The organism is Nocardioides sp. CF8, from assembly GCF_000389985.1.
Classification (GTDB): domain Bacteria; phylum Actinomycetota; class Actinomycetes; order Propionibacteriales; family Nocardioidaceae; genus Nocardioides; species Nocardioides allogilvus.
Genome location: NZ_CM001852.1, coordinates 4,136,577 through 4,155,183 on the forward strand (window position 1 = coordinate 4,136,577; position 18,607 = coordinate 4,155,183).

Genomic DNA, 18,607 nt, shown 5'->3' on the forward strand with positions numbered 1-18,607 from the left:
CCCCCGGGCAGTTTCTACTGGCCCTTGACAGACCAGCAGCTTCGGGACCGCGCCCAATTGCTGGATCAGGTGCCACCAGCCGGGGAACAGGTCCTCGGTCTCTCGGCGCGGGATCAGGACCGCGCTGGTCCAGTGCGAGTAGCCCGACACCATCGTCATCACCGGCAGCCGTTTCGCGGTACGGGTCTGGCCGAAGCCGACCGGCAACTCGATGTCGGGGAACCAGAAGTCGAACTGCGCCAGCGAACCGGCCTCATAGATCGTGCGCGACGACGGATCCGGCGGCAGATACACCGGTCGAAGCTCGCGGACCCGCTCCTTGAAGACCGTCAGCCCGCGGTCCCAGCCGACCCGCTCGGCGATTACCGTGGCCGGCATCGTCGGCACCGCCCGCAGCTGCTCACGGATCCGCGGCTCGAACGTGTCGACCGCCGAACCAGCAGGCTTGCGCGAATACCGCGGCGGACCCTGAGCAGCCACAGCTCTGTGCTTGTCCGCCAGCGCCCTGATCGACATCTCGTCGTCGCGGGCATCGCGTCGGATACGTTCGAACTGCTCCACTCTCGATCTCACTCTCACCCCAACATCTCTCAACGTTCGCCTTGGCAGACGGACATGAAAGTACGGGGACCAGTAGGTCGAGGTGGGGCCACTTCAAGCCAGGCTGGCACACTCAGCCGGGGGCAGAGCCGGACAAGGCCCGCCGACGACACCAGATTCGGATCATCGAAGACAGGTCGGATCTTGTGAGAGGGTTTCACTTACGAGGTGCTCCTCTTGAGCGGTTGGGTGTGGACGTCGCAATCGACATCCTCCCTGCTCAGGAGGGCATTCTCGTTCTACGCCACGCTCACTCCGCCGCACCCGGTCGGTGGATCAGGGTTCAGAGTTCGGTGATGCCGTAGTACTTCAATTTCCGGTAGAGCGAGCTGCGGGCCATGCCCAGGGTCGACGCCGCCTGGACGCGGTTTCCTCCCACGTTGGTGAGCGTGGCAAGGATCGTGTCGCGCTCGGCGAACTCGAGGGCGGTGAGCTGTCGCTGCGAGGTGGTGTGGCAGTAGCCGGGTAGGTCCTCGGCCTGGATCTCCCCGACCGGACGTCGGAGCAGGGCCTTGCCGAGGGCGCTTCGGAGCTGCGGCACGTTCTCCGGCCAGGAGTACGCTGCGAGCACACGTTGTGCGTGAGGTGAGATTTGAACCCTGCGGCCCGGGGCAAGCTCTGTCAAGACATCAGCCGCCAGGCGTGGGACGTCTGCGGCACGGTGGCGGAGGGGCGGCACGGTGATGCTGCACCGGAGGTGGTCCATCAACCCGCTGGCGGCGTGGCTGCTGGCGATCGGCCCAACCGCGGTGGCGGCGAGGAGGTAGGAGTCCGCCAGCGAGGGCAGTGCGGCGGCCAGGTCTCGGACGGCCGCGCTGTCCATGACGTCGATGTCGCGGAGTACGAGCAGGCCGCGCCCCTCGGGCAGCGTGGTTACGTCGTCGACGTGGTCCACGACGACCACGTGACCACCCGGAGAACACTTCGAGAAGACATCGGTCAGCAGCCGAAGCCGGCCAGAACCTGCCTCGCCGGTCAGCAGGATCGGGTTCGCCTCCTGCATCGCCTCCCAGATCGATCTCAAGGCTCGGTTCCACGCCGCGCTCTTGCTGGTGGACATCCAGGGTTCTTCGAAGGCAGCCGCACGGTGTTCAGGGAGGTCGTCGGTCAGTGACCCCAGCGCGTCAGGGCCCTGCCGGCCGCTCTGGCTTTGCCGGTGATGCGGGTGTCGGACGTCAGAGACGAGGAGCACTACCCCTGACGTGTCGTCACCCACCTCGACCCGAGCGACCCGCAGGTGCAAGGTGCGCCCGCCGGGAAGGTTGACGAGGTCGGTTCGCACGGACGCCCGCGCCATCAGGAACCGGGCGTGTTCTTGCACCACGAGCTGGTCCTCGGGGGAGAGGAGGTGCTGGGCGCGCTGGTTGAGGATGACCGTGTCACCGACGGCGACCACTGCGTGGTGGGTGCGGGCGTCAGCCTTGACGTACGCCTCGAAGAGAGCCTGCAGGGCTCGGCTCCTGTCGAGCATCAGGTTGCTGCCGATGTCGCCGGCGGCGGTCTTAACCAGGACGTGGATCAGCGGGTTCCAGGTCTCGGCGAGAAGGCTGACGTCGAGGACTCCTTCGAGTCGGCCGGTCAGGGGGTCCAGAACGGGGGCCCCGGTGCACGCGAAAGGTGTGAGGGCCTCGTTGAAGTGTGCCGAGCCCACGACGCTGACTGCGAGCCCGGCTTCGAACACCGTGCCGATCCCGTTGGTGCCGACACCATCCTCCTCGAAGCTGAAGCCCGGGTTGAAGTCGACGCGGTCTAGTACACGTCCGACGGCCGTGGAGCAGTCCCGACGTTCGATGATGCGTGCCTTTGCGTCGGCCAGGGCGATGCTCACCGGGACGTCGGACATGTCGGCGGTGAGCCGATCCAGCACTGGCGAGGCACACCGGCTCAGCCGTGTGTCGAAGTCGATGTCTTGGTGGAACGGGACGGTGTAGGTGTCAGCCTGCACCCCGGCGGAGCGGCTTCGACGCCAGGACGCCGCGACGAAGTCGGGCACCCCTGCGGTCTCTATATCCGGGCGCTCGAGGAAGTCGGCTCGTGCTGCAGCGATCCGCAACCGCTCTCCTGAATCGTCCATGCCTTCCCTTCGCGGTGATCGACGCCAGCCGTCGGCGAGTTGTGACGTCCATCACGGTACGCCAGTTCCTTCGCGTACGGCCATCGCTGGCCGTGGGTAGGGGTGTCCCACGTTGGGACACCTGAGCGCCCGTGGCGGCGTGGATCGATCAGTGTCCGATCTTGGGACGGCGCGGCGGCACCGGGACGGGCCCAATATCGGCAGCAACCCAGCACCTGAGCCGAGAGGTAGTCCCGTGACCCAGACCCTTGAACCCGCGACCGAAGCCGCGACCCGTCGTCTTGACGCTGTGATCATCGGAGCCGGCGTCGCCGGGCTCTACCAGCTGCACCAGCTACGTGGGCTCGGCCTCGACGTGCTTGCCATCGACGCCGCCGGCGACGTCGGTGGTACCTGGTGGTGGAACACATATCCCGGCGCGCGTTTCGACTCCGAGGCGTACATCTACCAGTACCTCTTCGACGAGGATCTCTACAAGGACTGGAGCTGGAGCCAGCGCTTCCCGGGCCAGGAGGAGATCCACCGCTGGATGGTCTACGTCGCCGATCGCCTCGACCTTCGCAGGGACATCTCCTTCTCCACCTACGTGACTGGCGCGGAGTGGAACGACGACACCCAGCGCTGGACAGTGCGGACGGACACCGGCGAGGTCTTCGACACCCAGTACTTCATCACCTGCGCCGGCATGCTCTCGGCTCCGCTGGAGAACGTGTTCGAGGGGCAAGACACCTTCGAGGGCCCGATCTTCCACACGTCGCGCTGGCCGCGGGAGCAGGTCGACCTGGACGGCAAGCGTGTGGGAGTCGTGGGCATCGGTGCCACCGGCATCCAGGTGATCCAGACCATCGTCGATCGCGTGGCCGACCTGACGGTCTTCGTGCGGACTCCCCAGTACGTCCTGCCGATGCACAACCCGGCATACGACGAGACGGACGTCACGGCGTACAAGGACCGGTTCGAAGAGTTGTGCGAGAAGCTGCCCAACACGTTCACAGGATTCGAGTACGACTTTGAGCACGCGTGGGCTGACCTCACCCCCGACGAGCGGCTAGCCCGGCTCGAGGACATCTACGCCAACGGGTCCTTGAAGCTGTGGCTTGCCTCCTTCGCGGAGATCTTCTTCGATGTCGACGTCAGCGAGGAGGTCTCGGAGTTCGTCCGCCAGAAGATGCGGGATCGCCTGCAGGACCCCGAACTGATCGACCTCCTCGTCCCCACGGACTACGGCTTCGGCACCCACCGCGTCCCACTGGAAACCAACTACCTCGAGGTCTACCGCCGCGAGCACGTCCACGCCGTTGGGGTGCGCGACAACCCGGTCGCCAGGATCCGCCCTGAGGGGATCGAGCTCGCCGACGGCACTGTGCACGAGCTCGACGTAATTATCCTCGCCACCGGCTTCGACGCTGGCACGGGATCCCTGACGAGGATGGACATCCGGGGACGCGGAGGCCGTTCGCTCACCGAGGACTGGGGGCGAGACATCCGCTCCATGATGGGGCTCGCCGTCCACGGCTACCCCAACCTGCTCACCACCGCCATCCCGTTAGCACCCTCGGCTGCCTTGTGCAACATGACCACCTGCCTGCAGCAGCAGACCGAGTGGATCACCGGCGCGATCAAGCACCTGCAAGCCCAGGGAAAGCAGGTCATCGAGGCGACCGCGGAAGGCGAGGAGGAATGGGTCCTTCACCACGACGAGACGGCGAACGCCACCCTCATCTCCAAGACCGACTCGTGGTACCTGGGCTCCAACATCGAGGGTAAGCCCCGTCGAGTGCTGTCCTACACTGGCGGCGTCGGCGAGTACCGACGCCGCACTCTTGCCGTCGCCGCCGATGGTTACCCCGGCTTCGACATCCGCTGACCCCGCCCACAACCAGTCGAGAGGGAGCACTGATGAATGAGAACTTCCGGCATGCAGCCGACGAGGTCCTGCGCACCGCCGTCTCAGGCGACGAGCGAGTCCCCGGCGTCGTGGCGGGGCTCACCGACCGCACCGGTACCGTCTACCTGGAGGCCGCCGGAGTCCGTCGTGTCGACGGGGACATCGCGATGACCCACGACGACGTGTTCGCCCTCTTCTCCACGACGAAGGCGATCACCGCGACCGCAGCCCTCCAGCAGGTCGAGCGAGGCAGTCTCGACCTGGACGCCCCGGCCAAGGAGTACGCACCGTACCTCGGTGAGGTGCAGGTCATCGAAGGCTTCGACGCCGCGGGAGAGCCCCAGCTGCGGGCACCCAAGACCGACGTCACCACACGGCAGCTGCTCACGCACTCGGGCGGCTTCGGCTACGACTTCTTCAACGAGCACTACAAGCGGCTCGCAGAGGAAACGGGCCAGCCCAGCGTCATCACCGCGACCAGAGCCGCTTTGACGACGCCGCTGCTGTTCGATCCCGGAACGAAGTGGGAGTACGGCACCAACCTCGACTGGGTCGGCCAGGTGGTGGAAGGCGTCACCGGCAAGCGGCTCGGCGAGGTCTTCGCAGCCGACATCTTCGCACCGCTAGGCATGGACTCCATGACCTTCGCGCTCGACGATGCGCGGCGTACGACGTTGGCCGGTGTGCACGCGCGCAACGAGGACGGCTCGCTCACGCCGATGGACTTCGAGCTCCCCTCGCCCCCTGAGGTGGACTTCGGAGGCCACGGCCTCTACGGCACCGTCGGTGACTACCTTAAGTTCATCCGCATGTGGCTCAACGACGGGGAGGGCGACCACGGTCGGGTCCTCGAACCCGCCACCGTCGAGGATGCCTGTCGCCGGCACCTCGCCGAGGGGCTCTCCGTGACGATGCTCCCGGGCGTGATCCCGAGCCTTTCCAACGACGCCGAGTTCTTTCCGGGCGTCCCGAAGTCATGGTCCCTGCCGTTCATGATCAACGAGAAGGAGGCCCCCACCGGGCGGCCCGCGGGTGGGCAGGGTTGGGCCGGGTTGGCCAACCTCTTCTACTGGGTTGACCGGGAGAACGGGATCGGAGGCTTCTGGGCCACCCAGATCCTCCCGTTCGGCGATCCCACGTCCTTCGTCCAGTACCTCGGGTTCGAGTCCGCCGCCTACGCCGCGCTCCAGGCGTAGGCCCGCCGGGCTAGACGAATCAAGGGAGGCCGCATATCCGCCTACGCTGAGCCGTACGAACGGAGCTTGAAGGACCCCGAAGGCTTCTGGCTCGAAGCTGCCGCGGCGCTCAAGTGTGAGGTCGCGCCGAGGAAGGCTCTGGACGACTCGAACACACCGTTCTACCGGTGGTTTCCCGACGCCTCGCTCAGAGCCGTGCGGGTTGAGATGCTCGGCCGTGACCTTCACCCGCGCGACCGCCGAGCCCCTTTGCGCACGCTCGGTCACCATGCCCAAGAAATCAGCAAGGGGGAACCTCGGCGTCGTTCGGTCAGTCATCCGCACTCCATCGTCGGCTCGGATCGCGCAGTCGACGCTATCGACCGCGGTCGACCTGGCCGTCACCGCCCCGACTCGGTCACCGAAAGGGATCGGCTACCGCGATAGCGCACGCTGTGCGGCAGCAGCGCGTACTACGGACTGGGATGGTGGTGGCGAAGGAAGTCGACGACGGGCGGCCAGACCTGATCGGGGTCGGTCATGGGCGCGGCGTGGGCGAGGCCCGGCAACTCGACGTACTTCGCGTCAGGCAGCGCCCTCGCGGGCGCGGGCGACCAAAGCGTCTGTGTCGAGTTCGAAGCCGACTACCAGGCAGGGATTCCGCAGACCGGCGAGATCGGGTAGGCGGTCCTGATACGTCGAGATGAAGGCTGCCGAGCGCCGTCTTGCTTCCCGGTCTGGTCGTCCTGCCCACTGGCGTTGGACCGTGCGCATGTTCCGCACAAACTCGTCGTCAGCGAGGCGCGTGGGCGGGAACGCGGTCAACAGACCCATCGCGAAACGGAGGCAGTCCAAGTCATCACTACCGTCCGCGAGGAGGTCCCAGCACTGCTGCAGCGTCTTGTCGACTTCGTTCTGTCGGCCGTCGGTAGCCAGGAGAGCAGCACAAGTCACCCTGCCTTCGACTGCAAGCGCGGCCTCTTGGGCGATCGCTGCTCCTTGGGACCATCCGACGAGAGCTACCGGCTCCCCTCTGCGCAGGATGAACTCGGAAACGCACTTCACGACGCTGCGCCAGTCCAGACCGGTGGGGCGGTGCTCGAATGTCGTGACCTGGTAGCCAAGAGCGAGCAGGCGGTCCCGCGCGTTTGACGACCAGTCCACGGGATCAGCGAGCGGATTGCTCAGAAAGATCACTTCGGGGCCTACGCCCCAGGAGGAGCCACACCGAGGCCGTCGTTCGTGGCTCGCGCATCCATGGCCGAACTGTTCCACACTGGTCGGTTCGCCCGACGGGCTTGGCAACGTGACCGCGCATCAACGTCCGATCGTCCCGCAAGCCTCTGGCGACGTCCGCGGTTGCTCCGGCGGTCGGATCGCGTCGTCCCACAAGCGATGATCCTCTTGCGGCATGTGGCGGCCTTGGTGCGACCGAGGCCGGTGCGCGCGCGTTTGTCCTGATTGTGGCGGTCCGGCCGGTGCGCGCGTTCACGTCCCGCCAGGTCTCGGTTCATGGGCCTCTGTCCTCACGCGGTGCCAGCACGACCTACTCGACCAACACCTGCCATCATCGACCAACCGGGCCTGAACCCGGGAGAACCAAGCCCCATCAATCCCGGGACGGTTCAGATCCCTTGAAGAGAGCAGGCGACGGTGGGTGTCGGATTCGAACTCCGCAGATCTCAGGACAAGGGTGAGGGTGTGTTCGCCATCAGGTCCTTCCAAGTGGGTGAGACGGTGATGGTGGGCGTCGTCGACCATGAGGCCGAACGCAACCATTCCCACGCCTCACAGGTCAGCCAGCAGCGTTTTGTGGTGCACGGCGGGCTGGTCCCCAAGGTGAACCACTCGTGTGAGCCGAACTGTGGGATCCGCCTCAACTCCAGCGGTGCCCACGACTTCGTGGCCCGTACACCCATCGCCTCCGGCCAAGAGATCACCTTTGACTATGCCATGCGGAACTACTCGGTCGAGTACTTCGCCGCCCATTGCCGGTGCGGCTCGCCCCGCTGCCGTGACCGCATCACCGGTTGGAAGGATCTACCCGCTCAACGCAAAGCGGACTACGACGGCTTGGTCGCTCCCTACCTCACGGAGATCGACGACACGCGCGCCGCCGCCGACAGGTGCTGACGCCCACTCAACAGTTATTGGATCAGCTGAACCCGCCGCGGAGCCGCGAGTAGAAAGATCCGCCGGACGTGGGCCGGTCCGGAAGACGGACCTGCTGCGGGGGCTCGGACACGGCCAGGTCCGCTCGTCTTGCTCGTCCCGCAACCAGATCCCGACTTGGCGAGGCGCTCCTCGGATCAGGTACGTGACCTGGTCCAATGAGCGCCTCGATGGTCACAAGTCCCGCAGTTCCTTCGGCTTGCGGCACGACTCAAGAGCGCGGCTGATAAATAGGATGCGCCCGGGCCTTGAGCTGAGGAGCGCGCATGCCTGACCCCGACGGTCGGGAAGTAGGCGTCGCGCGGGGTCGAGTCCACGGTCGTGGTGGATGAAGGGGCCACCGCGTGACCCGGTGGCAGCACTCTAGGCAGTGAGTGCGGCGGGTGTCAGGTCCTCCTTTTGGTCGGTGGTGTCGTCGGTGTTGATCAGGGCGATGCGGGAGCGGGCCAGGACGTCGAGTCCGAGGTAGCGGCGTCCTTCGGCCCAGTCGTCGTGCTGCTCGGCCAGCACGGCGCCGATGAGCCGGATGGCGGAGTTGCGGTCGGGGAAGATCCCGACGACGTCGGTACGGCGGCGGATCTCGCGGTTGAGCCGTTCGTTCGGGTTGTTGGACCAGATCTGGCGCCAGATCTCCTTCGGGAACGCGGTGAAGGCCAGGATGTCGGCGCGAGCTTCCTCGAGGTGCTCAGCCACCGCGGGGAGCTTCTCGTACAGGGTCTCGATGACGCGGTCGAACTGGGCGTGCACGGCCTTGGCGTCGGGCTGGTCGTAGATCGAGTGCAGCATCGCTTTGACCCAGCCCCACGACGACTTGGGCGTCGCGGACATCAGGTTCGCGGCGTAGTGGGTCCGGCAGCGTTGCCAGGCGGCACCGTCCAGGGTCGAGGTCATCGCGGCGACCAGACCGCTGTGGGCGTCCGAGGTGACGAGCTTGACCCCGATCAGGCCGCGGGCGTTCAGGCCACGGAACAGGGTCAGCCAGCCGGCCTCGGACTCGGCTGAGCAGATGTCCACGCCGAGGATCTCGCGGTGGCCGTCGGCGTTGATGCCGGTGGCGACCAGCACGTGGGTGTTGACCACCCGGCCGCCTTCGCGGACCTTCATCGTCAACGCGTCCGCGGCCACGAACGTGTACGGCCCGGCATCGAGTGGCCGGGTCCGGAAGTCCTCGACGTGCGCGTCGAGCTCCTTGGCCATCACGCTGACCTGCGACTTGGACAGCCGGGTGATGCCGAGCGTTTCGACGAGCTTCTCCATCCGCCGGGTAGAGACCCCGAGGAGGTAGCAGGTCGCCACCACGGTGGTCAGTGCTCGCTCCGCACGACGGCGTCGCTCGAGGAGCCAGTCGGGGAAGTAGGACCCCTCGCGCAGCTTGGGGATCGCGACCTGCATCGTCCCGGTGCGGGTGTCGAAGTCCCGGGTCCGGTAGCCGTTGCGGGAGTTGGTCCGATCCGGGCTGCGTTCGCCATACGGGGCGCCGCAGATCGCGTCGGCCTCGGCCGACATCAACGCCTGAACGAACGTGGACAGCATCGATCGGAGCAGGTCGGGTTCGGCGCGCTGGAGGTGCTCGGCCATGAACGCGGGCAGGTCAATAGAGTTGGGGTCGACGGTCATCGTTTGGTTCTCCTTCAGTTGTGCTTTCGCAGGTCTTCTGAAGGATCACGCGGTGGCCGTCGCTATGTCAGGACGCCACGCTCACGACGGGCCCGTCGTACACCACACCCGTGGACTCAACTTCGCGCGGCTGTCGGGTCACCTGCACAAGTGACATGTCGGCCAACAGTGGCGAACTGCGGGCGAGCTCGACGCCAACTCGTGCGCGGGGAGTTCTCCTGCCGTATCGACAGGAAGCGCATCATCTCCCGACTCTGCCCTCGCTGCGCGTTCTGAGGTGTCGGGGGCCGGGCATAGCCTGCCAAGCATGAAACGGTACGTGGACGAGGACCTGGAGGGCGCGGAGTTCCGCGAGTGCAACCTGAACAACACCCGTCTGACCGGCGTGATCATGCAGGGCGCCGTGATCGACGGGCTGGTGACCAACCTCGTTGTGAACGGCGTCGAAGTCATGGAGTACGTCGAGGCCGAGCTCGACCGTCGTCACCCGGTCCGCCGGCTCATCCGCTCGGACGACTTGGCCGACGTGCGCCGAGGGTGGCGGCAGCTGCGCACCGACTGGGCGGCGACCGTGGCGCGCATGGGGCAATCGCTCGGCATCGAGTACGAGAGCGTGAACGACGAGTGGTCGGCTGTGCAGACGCTGCGCCACCTGGTCTTCGTCCACGACTCTTGGTTTCGGCGATGCTGCCTCGGGTCGACCGATCTGTTCACTCCGATGGGGCTGGGCATCGAGTCTGTGCCCGGCCGCGAGGAGCAGGGTCTCGACCCGTCGGCGGACCCGACGCTCGAGGAGGTGTTGGCGATCCGGGATGAACAGGCGGCCGAGCTCGCGCGCTGGCTGCATGCGGTCACCTCCGAGCAGCTCCAGTAGCCGGCACCGATCCCCGACAACGACATGTGGCCGCCGTACGCACGCGGACGATCGCTGCGGCAATGCCTAGGCACGGTGCTCGGCGAGGAGTTCGAGCACCATCAGTTCTGTGTGCGCGACCTCGACCTCATCGAGAGATCAACGCTGGTTGATGCCCCTCCCGCACTGAACACGCACCGCGCGACGATCCCCGAATGGGCCTCGGTTGCGAGCGCGCTTGCCTGCCGAGGGCCTCAGTCTGGGATGGGTGCGGCGGTGCCGGTGACCTGTACGCGGCTGTCGTCGCCGGCGACGTGGACGAGCAATCGGCTGGGGCTGCCCATGTCCTGGCCTTGCAGCACGGTGACCTCTGCTGGGAGGTCGATGAGCCCGAGGGCGCGCAGGTAGCCGCCGAATGCAGCAGCGGCCGCACCGGTGGCCGGGTCCTCCACCACTCCGCCTGGAGGGAACGGGTCACGGGCGGAGAACATCAGCGGGGAGTGGGCGTAGACGAGGTGCACCGTGGTCCAGCCGCGCTTGTCCATGAGGACGTCGAGTGCCTCGTAGTCGTAGTCCAGCTCCGCCAGGCGGACCCGGTCAGAGACGACGAGGATCAGGTGGTCGTTTCCGGCGTAGGTAACGTGGGCGGGGTATCGGGGATCCAGGTCCGCGTGTTGCCAGCGCAGCGCCGCCAGCGCGGCGTCGAGCTCCCCGGCCTCGGCCGCGCGGGTGCGTGTTGGGACGCTCGTGAGTGTTGCGGTGTAGCCGGCGGGGGTCGCTTCGGTGCGGACGGGGATCGGGCCGGCGAGGGTGTCGAAGATCAGATCCCCCGGTCCTCGGCGCTCGGCGAGGGCAACAGCGGTGGCGATAGTGGCGTGGCCGCAGAACGCGACCTCGGCTCGGGGGCTGAAGTACCGCACCCGGTACTTCCCCTGCTGGGGTCCGGCTTCGATGAACGCGGTCTCGGAGTAGCCTATCTGGGCGGCGACGGCGAGACGGCCGGCATCGTCGAGGCTGTCTGCGTTGAGCACCACGCCCGCAGGGTTCCCCCCGGTGCCGTCCTGGGTGAACGCGGCGTAGCGCAGCACGTTGCCGGCCCGCGGGTTGTCGGGAGTCGAGTTGTCGGTCGTGGTCATGTGCACCTCCGCCGTCTAGCCTCGACGACGAGATGCATCACGGCAAACGATGATCTGCGATGAGGCGCATCGGGGAAAGGAATAGCGGGTGGAGACTGATTTGCTGCGTACCTTCACCGCGGTGGTGCGCTCGGGCAGCTTCACTGCGGCCGCCCGGGAGCTGGGTTACGTGCAGTCCACCGTGACCGGGCACCTGCAGGTCCTCGAGCGGCGCCTCGGCACGCGGCTGCTCGACCGGCTCCCCACCGGGGCAATCCCGACCGAGGCGGGCGACCGTCTCCTGCCGTTCGCGGAACGGCTGCTCGAGCTGGAAAGCCGTATGGAGGCCGAGGTCCCCGGCGGCGATGGCCTCCCGGCCGGGCGGGTGCGGCTGGTGGCGCCGGAGTCGTTGTGCGCCTACCGGCTGCCCGCTCTACTCCCGGAGTTGCGGGCGACCGCGCCGGCGGTGCGACTGGGCTTGGCGCCGGCGGGCACCGCTGCGGCGCTGGCAGCCGTACGGATCGGCAGCGCCGAGGCCGCCCTCATTCTCGAGCCCAAGCTGGCCGCAGCGGACCTTCTCCTGGAGCCCCTCGGCGTCGAGAAGCTCGCCCTGCTCGGCGCCCCCACGTTTGGACCCAGCGGGGATACGGACGGGCAGGCGCTGACGTGGGCGCAGTTGGCCAACCACGACGTCGTGCTCCTCGAGGACGGTTGCAGCTACAGCGACGACGTCGCCCACCGCCTGCTGGTCGCCGGACAACCCGACTCCCGTCGCACCCGCTTCGGCAGCATCGAAGCCGTCAAACGCTGCGTCGTCGCCGGTCTCGGCTGGACCGTCCTGCCCGCCGCAACCGCCGCCAGCGAAGTGAGCGCCGGCGCCCTCACGGTCCTCCCCGGGCCCCTGCCACCAGCGCCCACCGTCCACCTCGCCACACACCCCAACCGCACCCCCAGCACCGCCACCCGGCTCGTACTCGAACACCTCCGCACCCTGTGGCTTCCCGCCTCGTAGAGCGATCCTCACGCGGAGCGTGACCAGTATGGGATACGCATCCGGGCCGGCCTGATCATCGGTAAAGACGCCCGCGATCGGGCGACGAACCGTCTCGCGGCGGGTTGCTCTACTGGGCGCCTTCCACCACCGCACGCAGTCGATCCGCGCGCCGAAAGTGGAAGCGCCCACATTGAGATTGAATACAACGTGTGAGCCTCACCGACTGGCTATGCGTCTGACTTAGATCGGTATCTGACCGGAAGTTCAGTCCACAGCTTGGCGGCGTGCCTGAGCGGCTGGGAGGGCGTTGCAGGTGTCGAATTCGAAGGTGAGCAGCACTGGTGCGGGGCAGGGTCCCCGGAAGTCGAAGCGGCACCTGCCGCCGAGCGAGAAGTACGAGTTGTGGGTCTCGGTGTTGACCGGGCAGGCCACGCAAGGCGAGGCGGCAACGAAGTACAAGGTCGACCGGTCCACGGTCGTCACGGTGTGCCGGACTGCGAAGCAGGGGGCGTTGGACGCGCTGGCTGCGTCTCGTCCAGGCAGACGAGGGATGAGCCTCGAGCAGGTGCGCCTCGAGGAGCTCGAGGCCGAGGTCGAGCGGCTGCGCTCGACAGTGACCGAGCAGGCGGTGGCCCTGCATCTGCACGAGGGAAAAGCGCGTTGGGACTGAGCGCCGGCGCGGTCCCTGGTCGTGTGGACGCGGCAACGAAGGCCGGCTTGCTCGATCTGGTCGACCATGCGCTCAGCGCCGGCGGTTGGTCACGTCGTCGAGCGTGCCGGCTGCTTGACCTCGACGAGGACCGGGCCGCAGCTTGGCAGCGGCGCCGCGACCAGGACGGCGATGTGGGTCTGGTGGACCAGGCGCCCGGTGGTGGCGCGATCCACGGGCTCCTCGACTACGAGGTCGAGGCGATCTGTGAGTTGTTCGAGGCATGGGGCGGCCTCGATCGTTCGCACAGAAAGCTGGCCCACCGCGGCTCACGCCTGGGCGTGGTGCACGTCAGCGAGTCCACCGTCCGTCGTGTTCTCGCAGGTCAGGGGTTCATCCTGCCCGGCCCAGCACCGCGGGAGCCAGCTGAGAAGAAGCCGTGGCCGGACTGGCTGGAGTGGAAGCCACTGAGAATTTGGGCCTACGACTTCACGCACTTCACCCGGGCGAAACGGTGCGCGGTTGCGGTCCTCGACATGGTCTCGCGCAAGTGGGTCGCGACCCTCCTCAGCGCCGAGGAGACCTCCACCCAGGTCGAGGTCTGCTTCCTGGCCGCGTTGGAAGCCGAGGGGCTGCTCGAGGTCATCGACCAACGAGACACCGAGAACCTGCGCCAGGCGCTGCTGTCCGGGCAGCCCGATGAGATCGAGAAGGCCGTCGGTGACGGGCAGGTCCCGCTGTTGCTCGCAATCAGTGACAACGGCCCCCAGATGCGGTCGCACTCGACGCGGGAGTTCCTGGCCGGGGTCCACATCGCCCAGCACTTCGGACGCCCGCACACCCCGACCGACCAGGCTTGGATCGAGACCCTGTTCGGCCACGTCAAGGGCCAGTGGCCCCACTTGGAGAAGATCGTCGATCCCGGCGACCTTGAAGCCGAACTCGACCGTGTCCGCGCCGAGTACAACGGTGTGCGGTTGCACGCCTCGATCGGCTACGTGACCCCAGACGACGAACACGAGGGCCGCGGTGACGCGATCAGAAAGGCCCGACGAGACGGCCTCGACCGAGCCCGTCTGCAACGCCTCGACTACCACCGACGGAGTCGAGGACAATGAGAAACACAACCATGAGCACGACGCCCGAGCTGATGGCTATTGATCTAGCCGGATGCCGATTTAACTCAGACACACCTCAGACTGGATCCCCGTCATCGCAACCACTGTGCCCACCGTCGGAGTTCTCGTCGGCGGCTGGGCGACTTTGCGAGAGTTCCAACTGCGACAGGAGGATGCTGACCTTCAGCAATTCGGCAAGATCGTCGCTGCCGCACATGGACGCCCCTCTGATGGAAGAGAGTCCTTGGGTGTTCACGAGCAGCGCGGCTACGTCGTCATGCTCGGAGTCCTGGCCAGCCGTCGCAGCGATCTAAAGCCGGTGGCAAAGGTCGTTCTCGAAGGTTTGGCCGAACTGGGCGACGACGAGGGAGGAGCGTCTCTTCGCTCATCTGCAGAGGCGGCACTCAAAATCATTCGTTAGCGGTTCGGCCTGCGGGACGATCGGATGTGCTGTCAATTGAGGCGCGTCTTCGCGGCGACCGCTCCGCTGCTGGGAATGTGTGCCGGGGCATGTGGACCCTGCATCTCAGATCACCGCTGCGATGGTCGCGGTGGCCGCTGCGACGGCCAGGAGTCCGAGCGTCGCGCGCTGGTAGGACCGGTGGTCCAGGCGCGCGTGCACGCCCTGTCCGACGACGCAGCCAACGACCCCGGCAGCCAGGATGACGAACAGCCCCGAGGTCGGCGGAGCCCAGGCTCCGGCTCTGGTGAGGACGAGGATCGCCAGTGGGAGCCGTACCAGGGACAGCGCGACCAGGGTGTCCCGCGTTGTTAGCGGGTCTGCGAGACGTCGGGTGAGATACATGACCACGGGCGGTCCGGCCAAGGTGGTCGACGTGCCGAGGGCCCCCGAGGTGAGGCCGGCGACAGGAGCGTGCCACCCACGCCCTCGGACCCGCGTGGCCTGTGGTGATCCCTCTAGGTCACAGCGATCGGCATGCACCCGGTGCGCGACTGCCAGGAGCACGGCGGCCGCCACCAGTAGCTGCAGCCCGGACTGGGGCATCCGGGCCAGCGCCAGAGCTCCGAGAACCATGCCGGGCACCGACCAAAGCGCCAGCAGGACGACGATGCGCCAGTCGGGCCGCGGAAGGGTGCGCCTTCCCCCCAGGATCAGGGCGTCGACGGTCGCCCCCGTGATCGTGATGGTGGTGACCGCCATCGGGCCGCCCACGAGTGCGGTCAGCAGTGGGGCGCTGAGAATCGCGAACCCGAACCCCGTACTCGTTTGGAGCACGGCACTGACGCCAATGATGGCGGCGATGACGAGGGTGAGCTCGGCGGGACCATCAGGCACGAGTCTCACGGTAGGGGCGGCAGCGCCGGGTCTCCGTATCGCGCGATACGTCCGGCGCATACTTGTGGTCATGGACTTCGACGCCCTGCGGAAGATCCCCCTGTTCAGTGGCCTCGACGACGCCGCGTGCGATCGCGTCACCTCCCAGAGCTCGACCCGGATGGTCCCCGCCGACACCGTGCTCGCACTTGAGGGTCAGCCCTGCGACTCGCTGCTGATCATCGAGGTCGGAAAGGCCGTCGCCCTGCGCACCTCCGCAAGCGGGCGTGTGGCCCGGATCCGGGTCGACGACGCCCCCGTCGCCATCGACAAGGCCACTGCGCTCACCGGGCAGAACCACCTGTTCACGTGGATGACGCTCACCCGCTGCCGCGTCCGCACCATCCCCCGAGCACTGTTCCTGGACTTGGTCGAGTCCGACCGTTCGGTGCTCCTGCAGACCGCCCACCACCTCGCCACTCAGGCCAACCGCTCGCGTGCAGACTTCCTCGACGCAGCGATCCAAGATCCCGCTACCCGGGTGCTGAATCGCCTGCGCGAGAGGGCCGACTCCCACGGCGCAATCGCGCTCGACGACGGGCAGGATGGCCTCGCCGCCGAGCTCGGGCTGTCTCGGGTCACCGTCACCCGCGCTCTCGGCGCGCTCACGGACCATGGCGTGGTGCGGGTCCGCCGAAACCACGTCCAACTACAGCCGTGACGGCACCGTCCACCCGAACGGCACACCGGTGTCCGTCCTACATGCGCGCCGCCCGGTTCTTCCGACACCTCGCACTCCCTCATCGGAGGGTCCTGGCACTGGGGTGCTCCGCCCAAGGCATACGCCATCACCTTCCTCCGCCCGGGTCTCGCTAGAAGAGCCCGTACGTCGACCCCAACCCGGTGACTGATCCTGCACTGGTCACGCTCCGCGTGACGATCGGTATGCGAACGCGCCGAGTCCGGCCTTGCGTGGGGACGTCGAAGCCGGCGCCGGCGCCGGCGCCCAGTATTCAGGCGGCGCCGATACCAGTGGAGAATGAGTCCATGACCGCATCCCGGGTTGTCGCCTTCAGCAGAGACGAATTCCATCGATTCAGCAAGAGGCCCGCGGAGTCGATCACTCTTGTGGCCGGAATCGGTGTGCTCGGGGATGCCCACGCCGGGACGCTGGTACAGCATCGGTCGCGCGTGCGTCGCGACCCCAACCAGCCGAACTTGCGCCAAGTGCACCTGCTTCACCGCGAGGTGTTCGACGAGGCCCGAAGCATGGGCTACGAGTTGGCCCCGGGCGATCTCGGCGAGAACGTCCTAACGGAGGATCTTGACCTGCTTGGACTGCCGACCGGAACTCTGCTCGATCTCGGCGGTCCGGTGGTGCGACTGAGGGGCGAGGGGCCTGCGCAATCCCTGCGCGCAGATCGACGACTTTCGGACCGGTCTGCTCAAGGTGGTGCTGTCCCGCGCAGACGGTACGCCGACCGACGAGCTGGCCCCGTCGACCGCCTCGCTGGCGTCCGCGACCGCCCCGGTCATTCGCAAGGCGGGGGTCATGGCGGTCGTTGAACGAGACGGGACGGTCTGGCCGGGGGCTCCGATCACGGTGACTCTGCCTGACGCAGCCCACGTTGCCCTCGCCCCTGTCTAGGACGACCGCTCCTCAAGCACATCACGACACCCCGCAATAGGGATGATCTTGGGGTCCCGCAAAGGCTGTCCGCGCGGACGGATGTGGTCCCGCAGGTTAATCCCTCACCGGGCGGCCCTGCCTACGACGCGTGTTCGATGGTGGCGACGTGATGGATCGGCGTCTGGACGGAACGCGCGATGAAGCAGTAGTCCGCGACGCGGTGGTGAAGCTCCTCCGCCGTCTGGGCGTCACTGTCGGCTGCGATGGTGACGACCGGGTGCAGGGTCACGCTGTCGAACTGGCCGGCGCCGTCCGCCTCTTCGATCATCAGACCGGTCGGACGGTCCTCGTAGCCGAGTACGGTCACGCCGGCCTGCGCGGCCAAGCCGAGATGCCAGAGCATGTGGCACTGTGCGATCGAGGCGAGATAGAGCTGCTCGGGGTTCCACCGGGAGGGGTCCCCGCGGAAGGCTGGATCGGAGGATGCGGCGATGGTCGGGAGGCCATCGGCGGCGACGTCGTGGTTGCGTGAGTAGGACCGAAGATTCTTGGTTCCCCGGCCCGTGTTGCCGGTCCAGGAGAGGGCAATCGCGTAGGTGTGGTCGGTCATGGCCGGTTCCCTTCATCAAGTTTGAGGAGCGTGTCTCGGGTCGCGAGTATGTGAGCCTGGGTCGCATCACGAGCGGCGATCGAATCGCCTCGGTTGAGCGCGTCGAGGATGGTGCGGTGCTCCCGGTCGACTTCTTCGACTCGATCGGGTGTCCGGATGGCGTGCCGGGTACTGACGGTGATGCGGTCCCACCACTGGCCAAGGATCGCGCTGATCACGCCGTTGTTCGACAGGGTGGCAGTGCGTTCGTGGAACGCCCTGTTGAAGTCGGCGCCGCGCGCGAGGTCGCCGGCGCGAGTGTGCGCTGCGGCGGAGTCCGCCAGGCGTTCAAGCTCCGCGAGATGAGCGGGAGGGACGTCGCCGGCGCCGACCCGCTGTGCCGCCTGGAAGAGCGCCCATCCTTCGAGTCCCGCCCGAGCTGAAAACAGCTCGGCCAACTCGTCGAGGGCCATCACCCGCACTTGCACCCCGCGACCCTGAGCGAAGACCAATCCGTCTCCCTCAAGGCGTTGTAGCGCTTCACGCACCGGCGTACGGCTGACGCCGAGGCGGGACGCCAGCTCGGCCTCCGCGATCCGCACTCGCGGATCCAGCTCTCCAGAGACGACCATGCGGTGGAGGTCGGCGTAGGTGTTCACGACGGCAATCATTGCATGCAGTAGACGTTATTGCATACATAGTCATGGCGGGTACTGGCGTCGCCATCTGGCTCGGTGTGCTCGGTATCCCGCATGGGGATCCCCTATCGGAATCACGGCCGCGCGCTGGGCGGCCACCGGTCGGGCGTGCGTCTGTTATATTTAGCTCATGAATGCGGTCAGTTTGGCGGAGGCGGT

The 18,607-nt window shown here is 67.0% G+C and carries 18 protein-coding genes and 1 pseudogene; 11 read left to right on the top strand and 8 right to left on the bottom strand.

Annotated elements, in window-relative coordinates; all coding sequences use genetic code 11:
* Positions 1 to 477: pseudogene (locus CF8_RS22755) on the bottom strand (IS21 family transposase); the annotation flags it as partial.
* Between the two features lie 406 nt (positions 478 to 883).
* The gene (locus tag CF8_RS20140) at positions 884 to 2,674 is read right to left on the bottom strand and encodes a sigma-54-dependent Fis family transcriptional regulator (protein ID WP_010834927.1); all 1,791 of its coding nucleotides are present in this window, start codon (positions 2,672 to 2,674) and stop codon (positions 884 to 886) included.
* Between the two features lie 235 nt (positions 2,675 to 2,909).
* Here CF8_RS20140 and CF8_RS20145 point away from each other — a divergent pair, with 235 nt between their 5' ends.
* The 3 genes from CF8_RS20145 to CF8_RS23615 are packed head-to-tail and all read left to right on the top strand — an operon-like array spanning position 2,910 to position 6,184.
* Positions 2,910 to 4,541, top strand: coding sequence for a flavin-containing monooxygenase (locus CF8_RS20145; RefSeq protein ID WP_036491641.1), 1,632 nt, complete (start codon positions 2,910 to 2,912; stop codon positions 4,539 to 4,541).
* Positions 4,542 to 4,573: 32 nt separating this feature from the next.
* Positions 4,574 to 5,758, top strand: a complete 1,185-nt coding sequence (locus CF8_RS20150) for a serine hydrolase domain-containing protein (protein WP_010834929.1) — start codon at positions 4,574 to 4,576, stop codon at positions 5,756 to 5,758.
* A gap of 33 nt (positions 5,759 to 5,791) precedes the next feature.
* A complete protein-coding gene (locus CF8_RS23615; protein WP_084622969.1) occupies positions 5,792 to 6,184 on the top strand; it encodes an acetyl-coenzyme A synthetase N-terminal domain-containing protein in 393 nt (130 codons plus the stop codon).
* Between the two features lie 138 nt (positions 6,185 to 6,322).
* On the opposite strand, the gene CF8_RS20155 is transcribed toward CF8_RS23615, so the two are convergent.
* Positions 6,323 to 6,934: an alpha/beta fold hydrolase gene (locus CF8_RS20155; RefSeq protein WP_198016904.1), complete on the bottom strand. Its 612-nt coding sequence runs from the start codon at positions 6,932 to 6,934 to the stop codon at positions 6,323 to 6,325.
* A 504-nt stretch (positions 6,935 to 7,438) separates the two neighbouring features.
* Here CF8_RS20155 and CF8_RS20160 point away from each other — a divergent pair.
* Complete coding sequence (locus CF8_RS20160) at positions 7,439 to 7,870, top strand: SET domain-containing protein-lysine N-methyltransferase (RefSeq protein ID WP_010834932.1); 432 nt, start codon at positions 7,439 to 7,441, stop codon at positions 7,868 to 7,870.
* A gap of 402 nt (positions 7,871 to 8,272) precedes the next feature.
* Here the strand turns inward: CF8_RS20160 and CF8_RS20165 are convergent, their stop codons facing one another.
* On the bottom strand, positions 8,273 to 9,526 hold the full coding sequence (locus CF8_RS20165; RefSeq protein ID WP_010834933.1) for an IS256 family transposase: 1,254 nt from the start codon (positions 9,524 to 9,526) through the stop codon (positions 8,273 to 8,275).
* A gap of 307 nt (positions 9,527 to 9,833) precedes the next feature.
* Here CF8_RS20165 and CF8_RS20170 point away from each other — a divergent pair, with 307 nt between their 5' ends.
* Entirely contained in the window at positions 9,834 to 10,400 is a 567-nt protein-coding gene (locus CF8_RS20170; RefSeq protein WP_198016905.1) for a DinB family protein, read from the top strand.
* Positions 10,401 to 10,633: 233 nt separating this feature from the next.
* Here CF8_RS20170 and CF8_RS20175 read toward each other — a convergent pair whose 3' ends face one another.
* Positions 10,634 to 11,515, bottom strand: a complete 882-nt coding sequence (locus CF8_RS20175) for a PhzF family phenazine biosynthesis isomerase (RefSeq protein ID WP_051204293.1) — start codon at positions 11,513 to 11,515, stop codon at positions 10,634 to 10,636.
* A gap of 88 nt (positions 11,516 to 11,603) precedes the next feature.
* Between CF8_RS20175 and CF8_RS20180 the strand changes: the two genes are divergently transcribed.
* The 4 genes from CF8_RS20180 to CF8_RS22185 all read left to right on the top strand — a co-directional run bounded on the left by CF8_RS20180 (position 11,604) and on the right by CF8_RS22185 (position 14,676).
* On the top strand, positions 11,604 to 12,506 hold the full coding sequence (locus CF8_RS20180) for a LysR family transcriptional regulator (RefSeq protein WP_036491647.1): 903 nt from the start codon (positions 11,604 to 11,606) through the stop codon (positions 12,504 to 12,506).
* A gap of 310 nt (positions 12,507 to 12,816) precedes the next feature.
* Positions 12,817 to 13,158 (top strand): hypothetical protein, encoded by a 342-nt coding sequence (locus CF8_RS20185; protein ID WP_198016906.1) that lies wholly within the window; start codon positions 12,817 to 12,819, stop codon positions 13,156 to 13,158.
* Between the two features lie 47 nt (positions 13,159 to 13,205).
* Complete coding sequence (locus tag CF8_RS20190; protein ID WP_198016907.1) at positions 13,206 to 14,255, top strand: integrase core domain-containing protein; 1,050 nt, start codon at positions 13,206 to 13,208, stop codon at positions 14,253 to 14,255.
* Between the two features lie 106 nt (positions 14,256 to 14,361).
* Positions 14,362 to 14,676, top strand: coding sequence for a hypothetical protein (locus CF8_RS22185; protein WP_010834938.1), 315 nt, complete (start codon positions 14,362 to 14,364; stop codon positions 14,674 to 14,676).
* Positions 14,677 to 14,781: 105 nt separating this feature from the next.
* Here the strand turns inward: CF8_RS22185 and CF8_RS20195 are convergent, their stop codons facing one another.
* On the bottom strand, positions 14,782 to 15,552 hold the full coding sequence (locus tag CF8_RS20195) for a sulfite exporter TauE/SafE family protein (RefSeq protein WP_010834939.1): 771 nt from the start codon (positions 15,550 to 15,552) through the stop codon (positions 14,782 to 14,784).
* A 70-nt stretch (positions 15,553 to 15,622) separates the two neighbouring features.
* Between CF8_RS20195 and CF8_RS20200 the strand changes: the two genes are divergently transcribed.
* Positions 15,623 to 16,252, top strand: a complete 630-nt coding sequence (locus CF8_RS20200) for a Crp/Fnr family transcriptional regulator (protein ID WP_010834940.1) — start codon at positions 15,623 to 15,625, stop codon at positions 16,250 to 16,252.
* A gap of 326 nt (positions 16,253 to 16,578) precedes the next feature.
* Positions 16,579 to 17,097, top strand: coding sequence for a hypothetical protein (locus CF8_RS21735; RefSeq protein WP_232211544.1), 519 nt, complete (start codon positions 16,579 to 16,581; stop codon positions 17,095 to 17,097).
* A 203-nt stretch (positions 17,098 to 17,300) separates the two neighbouring features.
* On the opposite strand, the gene CF8_RS20210 is transcribed toward CF8_RS21735, so the two are convergent.
* Positions 17,301 to 17,771: an OsmC family protein gene (locus CF8_RS20210; protein WP_010834942.1), complete on the bottom strand. Its 471-nt coding sequence runs from the start codon at positions 17,769 to 17,771 to the stop codon at positions 17,301 to 17,303.
* Positions 17,768 to 18,409 carry a GntR family transcriptional regulator gene (locus CF8_RS20215; RefSeq protein WP_198016908.1) on the bottom strand — a complete coding sequence of 214 codons (642 nt, stop codon included), beginning with the start codon at positions 18,407 to 18,409 and terminating at the stop codon, positions 17,768 to 17,770. Before CF8_RS20215 ends, CF8_RS20210 begins: the two co-directional genes overlap by 4 nt.
* Between the last annotated feature and the right edge of the window lie 198 nt (positions 18,410 to 18,607).

What these genes read in the sequence shown, in the direction of transcription:
- CF8_RS20140 (WP_010834927.1), bottom strand. Translation starts at nt 2,674, where the DNA reads ATGGACGATTCAGGAGAGCGGTTGCGGATCGCTGCAGCACGAGCCGAC.
- CF8_RS20150 (WP_010834929.1), top strand. Translation starts at nt 4,574, where the DNA reads ATGAATGAGAACTTCCGGCATGCAGCCGACGAGGTCCTGCGCACCGCC.
- CF8_RS20165 (WP_010834933.1), bottom strand. Translation starts at nt 9,526, where the DNA reads ATGACCGTCGACCCCAACTCTATTGACCTGCCCGCGTTCATGGCCGAG.
- CF8_RS20170 (WP_198016905.1), top strand. Translation starts at nt 9,834, where the DNA reads ATGAAACGGTACGTGGACGAGGACCTGGAGGGCGCGGAGTTCCGCGAG.
- CF8_RS20175 (WP_051204293.1), bottom strand. Translation starts at nt 11,515, where the DNA reads ATGACCACGACCGACAACTCGACTCCCGACAACCCGCGGGCCGGCAAC.
- CF8_RS20200 (WP_010834940.1), top strand. Translation starts at nt 15,623, where the DNA reads ATGGACTTCGACGCCCTGCGGAAGATCCCCCTGTTCAGTGGCCTCGAC.
- CF8_RS21735 (WP_232211544.1), top strand. Translation starts at nt 16,579, where the DNA reads ATGACCGCATCCCGGGTTGTCGCCTTCAGCAGAGACGAATTCCATCGA.
- CF8_RS20210 (WP_010834942.1), bottom strand. Translation starts at nt 17,771, where the DNA reads ATGACCGACCACACCTACGCGATTGCCCTCTCCTGGACCGGCAACACG.